Origin of the sequence: Pseudomonas sp. AP19 (assembly GCF_001728855.1) — a bacterium.
Taxonomy (GTDB): Bacteria; Pseudomonadota; Gammaproteobacteria; order Pseudomonadales; family Pseudomonadaceae; genus Aquipseudomonas; species Aquipseudomonas fluorescens.
Map to the genome: position 1 here is coordinate 280,988 of NZ_LXJP01000002.1, position 14,686 is coordinate 295,673.

The 14,686-nt window shown below is 60.6% G+C and carries 14 protein-coding genes; all 14 read right to left on the reverse strand.

Annotated features, from left to right (window positions below):
- Positions 1 to 92: 92 nt before the first annotated feature.
- The gene (gene fliJ / locus A7D21_RS03245; protein WP_053257305.1) at positions 93 to 542 is read right to left on the reverse strand and encodes a flagellar export protein FliJ; all 450 of its coding nucleotides are present in this window, start codon (positions 540 to 542) and stop codon (positions 93 to 95) included.
- Positions 543 to 545: 3 nt separating this feature from the next.
- Entirely contained in the window at positions 546 to 1,904 is a 1,359-nt protein-coding gene (fliI, locus tag A7D21_RS03250; protein ID WP_053257306.1) for a flagellar protein export ATPase FliI, read from the reverse strand.
- Entirely contained in the window at positions 1,894 to 2,658 is a 765-nt protein-coding gene (fliH, locus tag A7D21_RS03255; RefSeq protein ID WP_053257307.1) for a flagellar assembly protein FliH, read from the reverse strand. The genes fliI and fliH overlap by 11 nt, the downstream gene beginning before the upstream one ends.
- A 10-nt stretch (positions 2,659 to 2,668) precedes the next feature.
- Positions 2,669 to 3,685, reverse strand: coding sequence for a flagellar motor switch protein FliG (gene fliG / locus A7D21_RS03260; protein ID WP_053257308.1), 1,017 nt, complete (start codon positions 3,683 to 3,685; stop codon positions 2,669 to 2,671).
- Positions 3,678 to 5,453, reverse strand: coding sequence for a flagellar basal-body MS-ring/collar protein FliF (gene fliF / locus A7D21_RS03265; protein ID WP_069551057.1), 1,776 nt, complete (start codon positions 5,451 to 5,453; stop codon positions 3,678 to 3,680). Before fliF ends, fliG begins: the two co-directional genes overlap by 8 nt.
- A 16-nt stretch (positions 5,454 to 5,469) precedes the next feature.
- The gene (gene fliE, locus A7D21_RS03270; RefSeq protein WP_016972029.1) at positions 5,470 to 5,799 is read right to left on the reverse strand and encodes a flagellar hook-basal body complex protein FliE; all 330 of its coding nucleotides are present in this window, start codon (positions 5,797 to 5,799) and stop codon (positions 5,470 to 5,472) included.
- Positions 5,800 to 5,944: 145 nt separating this feature from the next.
- Complete coding sequence (locus A7D21_RS03275) at positions 5,945 to 7,324, reverse strand: sigma-54 dependent transcriptional regulator (RefSeq protein WP_069551058.1); 1,380 nt, start codon at positions 7,322 to 7,324, stop codon at positions 5,945 to 5,947.
- A gap of 7 nt (positions 7,325 to 7,331) precedes the next feature.
- Complete coding sequence (locus tag A7D21_RS03280; protein WP_053258023.1) at positions 7,332 to 8,543, reverse strand: PAS domain-containing sensor histidine kinase; 1,212 nt, start codon at positions 8,541 to 8,543, stop codon at positions 7,332 to 7,334.
- 110 nt (positions 8,544 to 8,653) lie between these two features.
- Positions 8,654 to 10,129, reverse strand: a complete 1,476-nt coding sequence (locus A7D21_RS03285; protein WP_069551059.1) for a sigma-54 dependent transcriptional regulator — start codon at positions 10,127 to 10,129, stop codon at positions 8,654 to 8,656.
- Positions 10,130 to 10,299: 170 nt separating this feature from the next.
- Entirely contained in the window at positions 10,300 to 10,596 is a 297-nt protein-coding gene (locus tag A7D21_RS03290) for a hypothetical protein (RefSeq protein WP_053257312.1), read from the reverse strand.
- Between the two features lie 24 nt (positions 10,597 to 10,620).
- Positions 10,621 to 11,010, reverse strand: coding sequence for a flagellar export chaperone FliS (gene fliS, locus A7D21_RS03295; RefSeq protein WP_053257313.1), 390 nt, complete (start codon positions 11,008 to 11,010; stop codon positions 10,621 to 10,623).
- A gap of 144 nt (positions 11,011 to 11,154) precedes the next feature.
- A complete protein-coding gene (gene fliD, locus A7D21_RS03300; protein WP_053257314.1) occupies positions 11,155 to 12,567 on the reverse strand; it encodes a flagellar filament capping protein FliD in 1,413 nt (470 codons plus the stop codon).
- 80 nt (positions 12,568 to 12,647) lie between these two features.
- Positions 12,648 to 13,007, reverse strand: a complete 360-nt coding sequence (locus A7D21_RS03305; RefSeq protein WP_069551060.1) for a flagellar protein FlaG — start codon at positions 13,005 to 13,007, stop codon at positions 12,648 to 12,650.
- Between the two features lie 75 nt (positions 13,008 to 13,082).
- The gene (locus A7D21_RS03310) at positions 13,083 to 14,528 is read right to left on the reverse strand and encodes a flagellin (RefSeq protein WP_053257316.1); all 1,446 of its coding nucleotides are present in this window, start codon (positions 14,526 to 14,528) and stop codon (positions 13,083 to 13,085) included.
- Between the last annotated feature and the right edge of the window lie 158 nt (positions 14,529 to 14,686).

Genomic DNA, 14,686 nt, shown 5'->3' on the forward strand with positions numbered 1-14,686 from the left:
CAACAAGGTTTAGCAGGTGAACCGGCGATGGGCAACACAGCGCGTCAAATGTGGCAGCTGGCCGGCCCACGCCTACCGTGGAGCGGTGGTCACTAATACTGTGATTGGCGGGGCAGGCGTTGTGACAGCTCATCAAGCAACTTTTGCTCGCGCTTGTCTTCGATCGCCCGCGCTTCGTCGATATAGCGCTGCACCAACTTGCGCAAACCTTCAACCCGGGCGAACGCCGCTTGCCAGCTTTCACGGGCCTTATCGAGGTTGTTCTGGTGCCAGGCCAGGCTCTGGCGCTGTTGGCCGACGGCGGTTTCCAGCTGGTTGAGAAAGCCCTGGTAGCCCATCAGCCACTGGCCGGACACGCCCTTGCTGCCGCGCTCGATCCACTGCTGCTGGTATTCGCCACGAAAGCGCTCCAGGTCGCCCAGTTTGCTTTCCGCCAGGCGCACCTGGCCCTGGAAGTAACCCAAGCGCTGGACAGCGGCTTTCTCGGCTTTTTCAGCCATGTCCACCACCGGCGCGAGGCGCGACGAACGGCTACTGGCCATGGCTTAGCCGCCGGGTGCAGGAGCGAAGATCGAGCCCAGGTGCGCTTCGCTTTCACCCATGCTGATCTTGTCGTTGAGGCCCTGGCGCAGGTAGGTCACCAATTGCGGCTGCAAGGCAATCGCCAGGTCGGTTTCGCGATCGCCACCGGCCACATACGCGCCGACGCTGATCAGGTCGCGGCTCTGCTGATAACGCGACCACAACTGTTTGAAATGTTGCGCGCGGGCCATGTGCTCCGGCGTGACCACCGCCGGCATCACCCGGCTGATCGACGCTTCGATATCGATGGCCGGGTAATGCCCTTCTTCGGCCAGCCGCCGCGACAGCACGATGTGGCCGTCGAGCACGCCCCGCGCCGAGTCGGCAATCGGGTCCTGCTGGTCATCACCTTCGGACAACACGGTGTAGAACGCGGTGATCGAACCGCCGCCGGCCTCGGCGTTACCGGCGCGCTCGACCAGCTTGGGCAGTTTGGCAAACACCGACGGCGGGTAGCCTTTGGTGGCGGGCGGTTCGCCGATGGCCAGGGCGATTTCCCGCTGGGCCTGAGCGAAACGCGTGAGCGAGTCCATCAGCAACAGGACGTTCTTGCCCTTGTCGCGAAAATATTCGGCGATACGCGTGCAGTACATGGCGGCGCGCAAGCGCATCAGCGGTGCATCATCGGCCGGGGATGCGACGACAACGGAGCGCTTGAGGCCTTCTTCACCGAGGCTGTGCTCGATGAACTCCTTCACTTCACGGCCGCGCTCGCCGATCAATCCGACCACAATGATGTCGGCCTCGGTAAAGCGCGTCATCATGCCGAGCAGCACGGATTTACCCACACCGGTACCGGCAAACAGGCCCAGACGCTGGCCACGACCGACCGTCAATAAACCGTTGATGCTGCGAATGCCCACGTCCAGCGGCACGCTGATCGGGTTGCGGTTGAGCGGGTTGATGGTCGGGCCGTCCATCGGCACCCAGTCTTCAGCCTTCATGCCGCCCTTGCCGTCCAGCGCGCGACCGGCGCCGTCGAGCACACGGCCGAGCATGCTCATGCCCATCGGCAGGCGGCCCGTGTCGGCCAGCGGCACCACACGGGCACCGGGGGCGATGCCCGCCAGGCTGCCGACCGGCATCAGGAAAATCTTGCTGCCGGAAAAGCCCATCACTTCGGCTTCGACCTGCACCGGGTGGTAGCTGTCGTCGTTGATCACCAGGCAGCGGCTGCCCATGGCGGCGCGCAGGCCTTCGGCTTCGAGGGTCAGGCCGACCATGCGCAGCAGGCGCCCTTCGAGAACGGGCTGGCCAGGCAACTCGGTGGCCTCGGCGTAGCCGCTCAGGCGCTTGGCGAAACTGGTGCGATCAAGGCGCATCGGGGGCGTCCAGGTCCACGCTCAGGTCAGGCTCGGCCGGGTGCAGAGCCTGTTCATGGAGTTGATCGAAGAGCTTGGCCATGATCTGGCTGATGCGGGTTTCCACCGTGGCATCGATGCGGCTGTGTTCGGTCTCGACGCGGCAACCGCCGGGCAGCAGCGCCGCGTCCTCGACGATGCGCCAGGTTTCTTCGTGGCGCTCGCGCAGGGCTTTGACCTGCTCGAAATCCTGGGGGTTGATGTACAAGCGCACATTGCCGACACCCAAGGGCAGCAGCTTGAGGGCTTCGCGCATCACGCTTTCGAGGTGGCTGGAATCGAGCACCAGTTCGCGCTGGATCACTTGGCGAGCGATGTGCTCAACCAGGCCGACCATGGCTTTTTCCAGTTGCGAATCCTGTTCGGCGATAGGATCGAACAGGCTGCCCATCAAGCGTTCCAGGCTGGCCAGCTTGACGCTCAAGGCCTCTTCGGCTTCCTGGCGCACCTTCAGCGTGGTGCTGCGAAAACCGTCTTTTTCACCCGCCGCGAAGCCTTCGTTGTAGGCCTCCTGACGGATGGCTTCCAATTCTTCAAGGGTCAGTGGCTGGACTTCATCCAGCGGCACCTCTTCCATTTGCGCAGGCGGCTCTTCGACATACGCAGGTTCCGGCTCCGGCACATGCGGGTCGAAACTGGGCAACGACCAGATGTCGAACCCGCCGACATCCCGCGCGCGAATCAGATCGCTGGGCGTCTCATCTTTGTTCGACATGCGCAGCGCCTTAGATCATTTCTTCGCCGCCCTTCCCGCCGAGAACGATTTCTCCGGCTTCGGCCATACGGCGGGCAATGGTGAGGATTTCCTTCTGGGCGGTTTCCACGTCGCTGACGCGTACCGGGCCTTTGGCTTCCAGGTCGTCGCGCAACAGTTCGGACGCGCGCTTGGACATGTTCTTGAAGATCTTCTCTTTGACGCCTTCGTCCGACCCCTTGAGGGCCAGCACCAAAACGTCGGACGACACCTCACGCAGCAACGCCTGGATACCACGGTCGTCGACATCGGAGAGGTTGTTGAACACGAACATGAGGTCTTCGATCTGGCCGGACAGGGTGTCGTCGATCTCGCGGATCGAGTCCATCAACTGGCCTTCGACCGAACTGTCGAGGAAGTTCATGATGTCGGCCGCGCGCTTGATGCCACCCAGGGTGGTACGCGAGGCATTCGAGTTGCCCGAGAACTGCTTCTCGAGAATCGTGTTGAGTTCTTTCAGCGCGGCCGGCTGCACCGTGTTCAGCGACGACACGCGCAGGATGATGTCCAGGCGCACTTTATGGTCGAAGTGGCCGAGCACTTCACCGGCCTGGTCCGGGTCGAGGTAGGCAACCACGATGGCCTGGATCTGCGGGTGCTCGTAGCGGATCACGTCGGCCACGGCGCGCGGCTCCATCCATTTCAGGCTGTCCAGGCCACTGGTGTTGCCGCCCAGCAGGATGCGGTCGATCAGGCCGTTGGCCTTGTCTTCGCCGAGGGCCGAGGTGAGCATCTTGCGGATATAGCTGTCGGAACCGACGCCCAGGCTGGTCTGGTCGCCGACGATTTCGACGAACTCGCTCATCACCTGCTCGACTTGCTCACGGTGCACATTGCGCATCTGCGCCATGGCCACGCCCACGCGCTGAACCTCTTTGGGGCCCATGTGGCGCAGCACTTGTGCGGCGTCGGTCTCACCCAAAGACAGCAGCAGGACTGCGGCTTTATCGACCTTGGTGAGCTTGGCAACAGCGGCTCGATCATTCATCTGCGTTAATCCACTCTTTCACGACCTGAGCCACACGGCCCGGGTCTTCTGCTACCAGACTCTTGATTGCATTCAGCTGAGCGTCATAGCCTTCGCTCGGGCTTGGCAACAGAATACTTTGCGGGCCGCCCAGGCTGACGCGGTCGTTGGCCAGTTCGCCGTCCAGGCCGCCCATGCCACCCAACTCGACGTCGCTTCCTGCAAGGGCAAGCTGCTTCTTGCCGTGGCCGGTGATGTTGTTGAGCACCGGACGCAGCACGCCGAACACCAGCACCAGGATGAACAACACACCCAGCATTTGCTTGACGATGTCCCAGAACCACGGCTGTGTGTAGAACGCAGGGTCGGTAATGACTTCGCCACGCTCGACCGAGAACGGCATGTTGATCACGCTGACGCTGTCACCCCGGCTGGCGTCAAAACCAACGGCGTCCTGTACCAGGCGAGTGAAGCGCGCCAATTCGTCGGCACTCCACGGCGCACGGGTCACCGCACCGTCAGCGGCATTGACCTTGACCTGGTCATCGACCACCACCGACACCGAAAGGCGATTGATTTTGCCCTGCTGCTGTTTGGTGTGGCTGATGGAACGGTCGAGCTCGAAGTTCTTGGTCGACTGGTTACGCTTGTCCGCCGGGTATGGCGCGAGCATCGGCTGGCCGGTGGCCGGGTCCATGATCTGCTGACCGTTGGCGTCCAACAATGGCTGGCCAGGCTGAATCGCAGCGGCGGTCGCGGCAGCGCCGCCCGTGGTTTGCGGCGCCGAAGCCGGTGCCGGCGGCTGGTTGCTCAGGGCACCCGGCACACCTTGCGGGCCATTGCTGGCGGTGCGTTGTTCGCTGGTCGACTGCTCGCTGCGCAGGGCCGGCTGGTCCGGGTTGAACTGTTCAGAGGTCGATTCGACCGCGCTGAAGTCCACGTCGGCGGACACTTCAGCCTTGTAGCGGTCGTTGCCGAGCACCGGCTGCAAAATATTATGCACGCGCTGGGTGAGCATGCTTTCCATGCGACGGCTGTAATCGAACTGCTTGCCGGCCTGGGTCAGCGCAGAATTTTCTGCCATGTCCGACAGCAGGTTGCCCTTCTGGTCGACGACGGTAATTTGCGATTTGCTCAGTTCGGGAACGCTGGTGGCCACCAGGTTGATGATCGCCAGCACCTGGCCAGGCTCCAGGGAACGGCCGGAAAACAGCTCGACCAGCACCGAGGCGCTCGGCTTGCGTTCGTCACGGACAAACACCGAGCTCTTCGGAATCGCCAGGTGCACGCGGGCGCCCTTGACGTTGTTGAGGCTTGAGATGGTGCGCGCCAACTCGCCTTCCAGGCCACGACGGTAGCGGGTGGCTTCCATGAACTGGCTGGTACCCAGGCCCTGGTCCTTGTCGAGGATTTCAAAACCGATGTTGCTGTCGGACGGCGTCACGCCGGCGGCGGCCAGCTTCATGCGTGCACGGGCGACGTCATCGGCCTTGACCAGCAACGCGCCGGAGTTGGGTTCTACGGTATAGGCGATGTCGGCGGCGGCCAGGGTTTCCATGATCTGCTTGGAATCCATGCCGGCCAGGCTGCCGTACAGCGGGCGGTAATCAGGTTGCTGCGACCACAGCACCACGGCAAAACCAATCGCCACGCTGGCAGCCAGGCCGACCATCAGGCCCACCTGACGCAACATGGTCATTTCGGAGAGGTTTTCCAGGAACGACAAACCAAACAGCGGCGGCTTGCCGTCTGTCTTGGCGGGTACGTTGTCCACGACTGCTTCTGCCATGACTTAAATCTCGTCCTTAAACCGGCATCTGCATGATGTCTTGATAAGCCTGAACCAGCTTGTTACGCACTTGGGTCAAGGCCTGGAAGGAAACACTGGCCTTTTGCGAGGCGACCATCACATCGGTGAGGTCCACGCCGCTTTTGCCGATTTCGAAGGCGGTAGCCAATTGATTCGAGGCTTGCTGGGTATCACTGACTTTGTTGATTGCCTGACCGAGCATGTCGGCAAAACTGCTTTGGCCCAATTCCGGCGCTGGCGCGACGGATTTCGGTTGAGCCATGGCATCCATTTGCATGGAGCGCATATCCAACATCAACCGATTGAACTCAATACCCTGGCTCATGACCTTCTCTCTCCGACGACCCGCAATTTTTTGACACTACGCAGCGGTTACTAGGGGTGGTAGCAACAAGGGTGCCAAATCCATAGCGGTTCGTAAGAAAAGGCGACAAACCCTGTCAGCCTAGGCTTTTTGTAGGGCGCGATTCTCAGGTCGCGAAAAGGTAGGCTTCCACATCCATCCCGGCGTCGCGCATCTGCGCCAGCTTGTAGCGCAAGGTGCGCGGGCTGATCCCCAGGCGTTCGGCCGCTTCTTTGCGGCGGCCGCGTTCGGCACGCAGGGTGTCGATGATCATCTGGAATTCGCGGCGCCGCAGGTCGTCCCCCAACGCACCGCCCGACTCGGCTTCGGCGACCGCCACGGGCGCCGGCGCAAGGCTCGGCAAGGGGGCCGCGCCACTGCCCATGGCCAGGCAGAAATCCTGGGGCTGGATCAAACCGCCCTGCTGCAAAATCAACGCACGCTGGATCGCATTGTCGAGTTCCCGAACGTTGCCGGGCCATGGGTAGCTGATCAGGCAGGCCTGGGCTTCAGCCGACAGCCGGGCCTGGGCGTGCTTCATTTTTTTGACGTGGTTGTTCAGCAGGCGCTCGGCCAGCGGGATGATGTCCGCCGGGCGTTCACGCAATGGGCGCCAGGCCAGAGGGAAGACCGACAGCCGGTAAAACAAGTCTTCCCGAAAGCGCCCCGCCGCTACTTCGCCCGCGAGGTCGCGGTTGGTGGTGGCGACTACGCGGATATCCAGCTGGATCGGCTTGCGCGCGCCGACGCGCTCTACTTCACGCTCCTGCAACACCCGCAGCAGCTTGGCTTGCAGGCCCAGGGGCATTTCGGAAATCTCGTCGAGCAGGATAGTGCCGCCGTCGGCCTGTTCGAACTTGCCGGCCTGGGCCGCAATGGCGCCGGTGAACGAGCCTTTTTCATGGCCGAACAACGTGGCTTCGAGCATGTTGTCGGGGATGGCCGCGCAGTTGATGGCGATAAACGGTTGCTTGGCGCGACCCGATTGCTGGTGGATATAGCGTGCCAGCACCTCTTTACCGGTGCCGGACTCGCCGGAGATCAGCACGGTTGAATCACTGCGCGCCACACGGGCGGCCAAGTCCAGCAACTGTGCACTGGCCGGCTCGAAGGCAATCGGGCCTTCGCCTTCGGCGGCCGAGATCACGCCCAAGGCATGCCGCGCGACCAACTCGATCAAGGCTTTGGGTTCAAACGGTTTGACCAGGTAATCCGCCGCGCCCTGGCGCATGGCATCCACCGCGCGCTCGACCGCGCCATGGGCGGTCATCAGCAACACCGGCAGTTGCGGCTGACGCGCGCGCAGCAGGCCGAGCAACTGATGGCCGTCCATACCGGGCATGTTCACGTCGCTGACCACCAGGCTGAAGGACTCTTGCTCAACAGCCTCCAAGGCCTCCTCGGCAGAGCCGACCGCCCGGTAGTCATGGCCCGCCAACAGCAGCGTGTCAGCCAATGCTTCACGCAGGGCGCGATCGTCTTCCACCAATAAAACCTTGATAGCCATAGTCCTTTTACTCCGCGCTTGCCGCGCTGGAAAACAGCGGCAAGGTCATCAATGCACAGGTGCCACGCCCCAACCGGGAACGCAGCTGCAATTCTCCCTGATGGGCCCGTGCCACCGCCTTGACCACGGTCAGGCCGAGGCCAGTGCCGTTCGTCTTGGTGGTAAAAAACGGTTCGCCCAGGCGTCGCAACACCACGGGGTCGATGCCACTGCCGCTGTCGCTGATACACAGGCGCAAGGTTTGCCCGCGGCTGTACAGGTGCACCTTGAGTCGCGCACCGGGGCCGCTGGCCTGGGTGGCGTTTTCGATCAGGTTGAGCAAAGCGCCGACCAGCGTGTCGCGATTGCACAGCAACTCGCCAAGGTGGCTGTCGCACTGCCAGCGCACATTGACATCATGGATATGCGTCGCCGCCGCCGATTGCAGCGACTGCAGCAGCTCGGACGGCGTGATGCGGTCGGTCAGCGGTAATTCGCCACGGGCAAACACCAGCATGTCGCGCACCTGGTGCTCCAATTCATGCAGGCGCTCCTTGAGGCGGCCGGCAAATCGTTGGTGGGTAGCGGCCGGCAGTTGCTCATCAGTCAAATGACTGGCGTAGATCAACGCCGCCGAGAGCGGCGTACGGATCTGATGCGCCAACGAAGCGACCATCCGCCCCAACGACGACAAGCGCTCATGGCGCGCCAGTTGGTCTTGCAGGTGACGGGTTTCAGTCAGGTCGTTGAGCAGCACCAACTGGCCGGGCTCGGCGTCCAGAGAGCGCGTGGCGATGGACAGGCGACGGCCGTCCTTCAGGGAGATTTCGTGACCGTCGTCCTCACGCGGTGCGAAGCAACGGGTGATGACATGGCGCCACAGCTCACCCTCAAGCGGTTCGCCCAACAGGTCGCGCGCGGCCGGGTTGGCTTCGCGGACATGGCCCATTTCATCAATGACGATCACGCCACCGGGCAACAGGTCGAGGAGATTTTGCAGACGGTTGGCCAGGCGCTCTTTCTCGGCCAGCTCTTCCATACGCTGGGCGCTCACCACCGCCAGCTCGCCTTTGAGCTCGGACACCCGGGCTTCCAGCAAGCTGTAAGAGTCGGTCAGTTGACTCGACATCTGGCTGAACTGCGAGAACGCCTGTTCAAGACCCTGCCGGGTAAGCGGCTCTGCAGACGGAACGAGCCCCGGGATAGCAGGGGCTGTAGAAAGTTGGGCGGCGTGGGGCATCATGCTCTCTCGCTTGGCTGACCGTCAGTTAAACGGAACGTTGCGAGGGCTGTAGCAATACCCGTGCCTAAAAAAATAGGCTTAGTTTTCAGTCACTTGAAAAACAGGCGTCAATCATCCGCCTGTTCATCACCTTCCCGACGACTCATACCGTACTTGCGCATCTTCTCCACCAGGGTGGTGCGACGGATGCGCAGGCGCTCGGCGGCACGCGCGACGATACCGTTGGCATCGTCCAGGGCCTGCTGGATCAGGCCTTGTTCCAGGCTTCCGAGGTAGTCCTTCAAGTCCAGGCCTTCCGGCGGCAGCATGGCGCTGGAACCGAAGTCCGGCGTGTGGCCGTTAATCGCGACACGCTCTTCGAGGTCGGTGCGCAGACTATCGACCAACTGCTCGTCTTCGTCATCGACGTAGCGGAATTTCTTCGGCAACTCGACCACGCCGATCACGCCATAGGGGTGCATGATCGCCATGCGCTCGACCAGGTTGGCCAGTTCACGAACGTTGCCCGGCCAGCCGTGACGGCACAGCGACATGATCGCGGCGGAATTGAAGCGGATCGAGCCGCGCTTTTCGTGCTCCATGCGCGAAATCAGTTCGTTCATCAGCAGCGGGATGTCTTCCACCCGCTCACGCAGTGGCGCCATCTCGATCGGGAATACGTTGAGGCGGTAGTACAAGTCTTCACGGAAGCTGCCCACCTCGATCATGCTTTCGAGGTTTTTGTGGGTGGCCGCAATGATGCGCACGTCGACGCTCTGGGTCTTGTTGCTGCCCACGCGCTCGAAGGTGCGCTCCTGCAGCACGCGCAACAGCTTGACCTGCATCGGCAGTGGCATGTCGCCGATTTCGTCGAGGAACAGCGTACCGCCATTGGCCAATTCAAAACGCCCGGCACGGCTGGTGATTGCCCCGGTAAAGGCCCCCTTCTCGTGGCCAAACAATTCGCTTTCCAGCAGCTCTGCGGGGATTGCCCCGCAGTTGACCGGCACAAAGGGTCCGTCGCGGCGCTTGGAGTGATAGTGCAGGTTGCGCGCGACCATTTCCTTGCCGGTGCCCGACTCGCCGAGGATCAAAACACTGGCGTCGGTATCGGCCACTTGCTGCATCATCTGGCGCACGTGCTGGATCGCACGGCTGGTGCCGACAAGGCTGCGGAACAGGTTGGGTTCACGATGACGGCCGCGCTCACGCGCCTGGTCATACATCTCGCGATAGACCTGGGCACGGTGCAGGGAGTCGAGCAATTTGCTGTAGCTAGGCGGCATTTCCAGGGTGGAGAGCACACGGCGGCGCTGGTCTTCCGGCAGGTCTACGGAAGAAATATCACCCATTAGCAACACCGGAAGGAACTCATCCCAGGTCGACAGTGTCTTTAACAGGCCAAGCACCGCGCCAGGAGCGTTTACCGTCCCGATCAGCACACAAATGACTTCACGGCTCGATGACAATGAGCTGACCACCTGCTGCCAATCGTGGCTGCCGCAGGGAAAATTTTCTTCGCCAAGAAAATTCAAAATGACCGCTAAATCGCGGCGGCGGACGCTATCGTCATCAATCAGCAGAATTTTGGTTTCACGCCACATGCAATAGCAACTTCCCTAGTAAAACGCTCTGCCCCAGAGTGAGGGCAATCTAGACGCTTGTAAGACTTCTTACCTTACTAGACGTCTGAAATCTGAAAACAGCACTAGTTAAGTCAAAAATGCTGGCACAGTCAAATATATGACGCGCCGTTCGGACTAACCGAGCCCATTCAGCCGAACAGATGGTAAACCTTTGACGCACTTTCCGCTCGGTTGATCTGCGACATCTCTTCGAAAATCGCCTGGCGCTCGCCCGTCGTCACCTCAAGTAATTGCTGATATACCGCCAGCAAACTCTCCAGTTTTTCCCGCAGGGCGTCTTCGTCCACCGGCGCATTATTGAGCGCCTCATCAATCACCGCACGGCATCCCATATCCAGTTCGCCGATAGCGTCCCAGTTACGTTCGGCCAATGCATCGACCAAGGCTTCGCGGGTTTCGTCAATCCGTTGCAGGGCGTGGCTCATGACATCATCCTCAGGCCTGGCGGCCTACAGTGTTGCAATACCGTCCCAGCCTTCCTTGAGCGTAATCATCAGGCCGGCTACTTCGTCGATCATGGCGACATCGCTTTTGCTGTTGGCTTCCAGCAAGCGCGTGGTCATGTAGGCATACAGATTATCCAGTTGCTGCAACGCCGCCGGATCATCGGTTTTTTCCGGATTCAGGCCGTCACGCAAACCGATCAGAATGTCGATCGCCTTGCCCAGCAGCAGGCCTTTTTGCGCGATATCACCACGAGCCATGGCGCCCTTGGCCTGCGCCATGCGATCGAGTGCGCCCTCCATCAACATCTGAACAAGACGGTGCGGGCTGGCCTCGGAGACTTGGGCATGGGAATTGACCTTCTGGTATTGGCGAAGGGCTCTCATGGGATTCATGTTTCTACCTCGTGACAGGCAACAGCTAAAAAAGATGGGCTCTGATTATTATGTCGACGGCGTCGCAAAAAACTTTAAGCCGATGGTCTGGCGAAGGTCACGCCCGACAACGTTAAGCACATTGCCGGACGGCCTCATTGAGGATCAACTGGTCTTCGGATTATTCAGCGCGTTAAGCGTGGTCATGACGCTGGAACGTTGACTGGTAAGCTGCGCGACCAAGTTGTTCATCGTGGTGTATTTGGCGGTCAGGCTCGTCTTCAAGGCCGCCATGCGCGCGGTCAGGGTGTCCTGCTGGTTTTGCAGGTCCTTGATGTTTGCCGACAGCGTCGATGTACGCGTAGCGAGAACCCCGGTACCACTGAGCGCATAGCTGTCGGTCGCGGTTTTCATCCGTGCCAGCAGCCCCTTGTCACCGTTGAAAATGCCGCCAATGTCAGTGGGGTTGGTCGCGATCGCGGCACCGAACAACTTATCGTCGATGCTCAGCTTGCCGGTCTTCTGGTCAGTGTTCACACCAAACTGGGCCAGGGATTTCAAAGAGCCCGTGCCACCCAATGCGTTCAGTTCGCTACGAACGGCCGAGGTCAGAGTACGCAGAGTGGCGTCGCCCGTCAGCGCAGCCGACGTGATGGAACCGTCGGCATTGGTGGTCACCGCGGTCTCAGTGTTGATCGCGGTCATCAGGGCGTTATAGGTGTCGACAAAGCCCTTGACCGAACTCTTGAGGGTGTCGGTGCTTCGCGCGATGGTAATGGTCGAACTCAGGCGCGTAACGGTTGAGCCAGGGGGGAGCGGATCTGTAGAACCGGCAGGCAGAGGCGACACTGCCGTCAACTTGATGCTCACACCACTGATCGCGTCGCCCAGGGTATTGCTCTTGGATTCCTGAGCGGTACCGTCAATGGTGTACTTCGCGTTCTGCGGCACGGTCACAACCGAGGTTCCGGCTTCCAGGCCGGAGTTACCGCCGAGGGTAATGTCGGTGCCGACACCGGTATTGGTCGACGTCATGACCAAACGGGAACCGGTGGCGTCAGTCAGGATGTTGGCACTCAAGCCAGCACTGCTGTATTGCGCGTTGATCGAGTCACGCACCTGCTGCAACGTCGCACCTGGCGGAACGCTCACACCATAGCTCTGGCCCGACTGGGAGATCTCCAGGGTGGTCGACGTAGTGCCGGTATTGACGACAGCCTTCGCCCCGGCTGCAAAAGTCTGGGTAGCGACCTTCGAGGCCGTCGCCAACTGATTGACCACCAACTGGTAGCTGCCCGCGGAGGCACCGGCGCCCAGCGTGATGGCCGATACGTTGTTATCCGAGGTCGTTGCCGACAAACCGCCGATACTGGCGTCTTTGGCCATGTTGTCCATGGCGCCGCGGAACGCATCCAGTGCCGCTTGAATCTTGCCGATCGAGGACAGCTGGGCGGTCGACGTTTGCGTCTGCTTGTTGATCTGCGACTGCTTGGGTGCCTGTTCCGCGTTCACCAATGCCGTCACGATCGACTGGGTATCGATGTTCGTAACTGGGCCGCTAACCGTAATATCACCCATGACTGTTCTCCTGATCCGGGGCTGGCGCTTTCTTGACGTACGACGCCTCAAGCAGCTTCAGCAACAAAATTCATGCCAGCTCAGACTTTGGCGTCAAACAATACGCTGCTGGCGTCGTGAAGGCTTTGTGCGAGTTTCAACGCAGTTTCCGAAGGAATCTGCCGAATCACCTCGCCGCTGTCGGTCGCAATGACCTTGACTACCACCTGATGGGTGGTGTCATCAATGGAAAAATCCAGGTTGCGCTGGGCAGCCTGGACGAATTTGCGAATATCCGTGACCGCCTGTTCAAGGTCGGACGGCTTTGAGTCCTGCTTGGGTTGGACCGTGGCGACCGTAGGGTCCACCTTGGTTTTCTGCGGGTCGGTACTTACGGGAGCAGGAGCACTTTGCGGCGCCACTGCCGGATAAGACAGGTTCAACTTGACGCTCATGTCCATGTCCAGTCTCCTCATCACGCAAAAGACAAAAGGGCACGTAAACGCGCCCTTCCGTCAGTCATCTACCGATGGCTATTACTGAAGCAGCTTCAGTACAGCGGAAGGCAGTTGGTTGGCCTGGGACAGGATCGCAGTGGAAGCCTGTTGCAGGGTTTGTTGCTTGGTCAGCTGAGCAGTTTCTGCAGCGTAGTCAACGTCCTGGATCTGACCGCGAGCGGCGCTGGAGTTGTCTGCAATGCTCTGCAGGTTGGCAACGGTGTTGTCGAAACGGTTTTGTACAGCACCGAGGCCGGCACGCTGGGAGTCGATGTCCGAGATCGCCTGGGTGATCACGTCGATCGCGTTTTGCGCGTTGGCAGCGGTAGTAACGTCGGTGTTGTTGACGGTGGTTTTGGTGGAGTTGGCAGCGGTAGCAGCACCGGCAGCGAACACACCGGCTACACCAGCGCCGTTCAGCGCGTAGCTGCTGGAGGAGTTCAGCGAAACAGCACCGGTAGCAATGATCGCGGTGGCGGCCAGTGCAGTAGCAGTACCGTAGGTACCGGTGCCGTCTTTGGTTGCAACCGAGATACCAGCAGCACCGCCGTCACCAGCGTTGAAGGTCAGGTTCTCACCGGTGTCGGACTTGACCGACAGAGCGTTGGTCGACGAATCGTAGTTAACGCTGATGCCCAGCTTGGCAGCGTTGGACTTCAGTTGGTCAGCCAGGTCGGACGTTTTGGTCACGCCAGTGAACTGAACGGCTGCACCGCTGCCCACTTGCAGGGTGAAGTTAGCGTTCGGAGGAGTAGCCGCACCAATGGTAGCCGCGTTCACGGTGAACTGAGCTTCGGTGCTGGCGGTAGCAGCCAGGCCGCCGACAGCGCCGTTCATTTGAGCAGCGATCTGCTTGGCAGAAGCGCCAGCTGCCAGGGTAACGGTTGCGGACTGGCCACCACCGGTAACGGTGATCGCGCCGCCGGCAATACCTGTTGCCGAAGGCGTCAGGGATTGAGTTTTCAGCTGCTGCGAACCAATGTTGTTGGCGGCAACGTTACCGATGCTCATGTCGATGGTCTGGTTGGCGTTGGCGCCGACCTGGAACGAAGTCGTACCGAACGAACCGTCCAGCAGGTTCTTGCCACCGAACGTAGTGGTGGTAGCGATACGGGTCAATTCAGCAGTCAGAGCAGCGTATTGAGCCTGGTTCGACTTACGGTCTTCAGCGCTTGGCGAGCCGTTGGCGGATTGCAGAGCCAGGGTACGCATGCTCTGCAGGATGTTGGTGGACTGCTGCATGGCGCCTTCAGCGGTCTGAGCAATCGAGCTGCCGTCGTTGGCGTTTTTGATCGCAACGCCCAGGCCGTTGATTTGGCTGGTCAGACGGTTGGAGATTTGCAGGCCGGCCGCATCGTCTTTGGCGCTGTTGATACGCAGGCCGGAGGACAGACGCTGCATGGAGGTTTGCAGGGCGCCGGAAGCCTTGTTCAGGTTGTTCTGAACGGTCAACGAAGCAAGGTTGGTGTTTACTGTTAATGCCATGACGAAATCCTCGTGGGTGGTGTACTGCGGCTTCCGGCCCTGGCAACCGCCGGGTGTGGCCTAGAGAACCTTCGTAATAGTTATCGTCGTGAATGCAAGTTGCTTGAGGACTTTTTTGATTTTTTTTACTAGCACCGGGCCACCCTTTGTAATTCAAG

Bases quoted from the DNA above. Each gene is read 5' to 3' on its own strand.
- fliF (WP_069551057.1), bottom strand. From the start codon at position 5,453: ATGGCAGAAGCAGTCGTGGACAACGTACCCGCCAAGACAGACGGCAAG.
- fliJ (WP_053257305.1), bottom strand. From the start codon at position 542: ATGGCCAGTAGCCGTTCGTCGCGCCTCGCGCCGGTGGTGGACATGGCT.
- A7D21_RS03280 (WP_053258023.1), bottom strand. From the start codon at position 8,543: ATGCCCCACGCCGCCCAACTTTCTACAGCCCCTGCTATCCCGGGGCTC.
- A7D21_RS03305 (WP_069551060.1), bottom strand. From the start codon at position 13,007: ATGGACATGAGCGTCAAGTTGAACCTGTCTTATCCGGCAGTGGCGCCG.
- fliH (WP_053257307.1), bottom strand. From the start codon at position 2,658: ATGTCGAACAAAGATGAGACGCCCAGCGATCTGATTCGCGCGCGGGAT.
- A7D21_RS03275 (WP_069551058.1), bottom strand. From the start codon at position 7,324: ATGGCTATCAAGGTTTTATTGGTGGAAGACGATCGCGCCCTGCGTGAA.
- fliD (WP_053257314.1), bottom strand. From the start codon at position 12,567: ATGGGTGATATTACGGTTAGCGGCCCAGTTACGAACATCGATACCCAG.
- fliE (WP_016972029.1), bottom strand. From the start codon at position 5,799: ATGAGCCAGGGTATTGAGTTCAATCGGTTGATGTTGGATATGCGCTCC.
- A7D21_RS03285 (WP_069551059.1), bottom strand. From the start codon at position 10,129: ATGTGGCGTGAAACCAAAATTCTGCTGATTGATGACGATAGCGTCCGC.
- A7D21_RS03310 (WP_053257316.1), bottom strand. From the start codon at position 14,528: ATGGCATTAACAGTAAACACCAACCTTGCTTCGTTGACCGTTCAGAAC.
- fliG (WP_053257308.1), bottom strand. From the start codon at position 3,685: ATGAATGATCGAGCCGCTGTTGCCAAGCTCACCAAGGTCGATAAAGCC.
- fliI (WP_053257306.1), bottom strand. From the start codon at position 1,904: ATGCGCCTTGATCGCACCAGTTTCGCCAAGCGCCTGAGCGGCTACGCC.
- fliS (WP_053257313.1), bottom strand. From the start codon at position 11,010: ATGAATCCCATGAGAGCCCTTCGCCAATACCAGAAGGTCAATTCCCAT.
- A7D21_RS03290 (WP_053257312.1), bottom strand. From the start codon at position 10,596: ATGAGCCACGCCCTGCAACGGATTGACGAAACCCGCGAAGCCTTGGTC.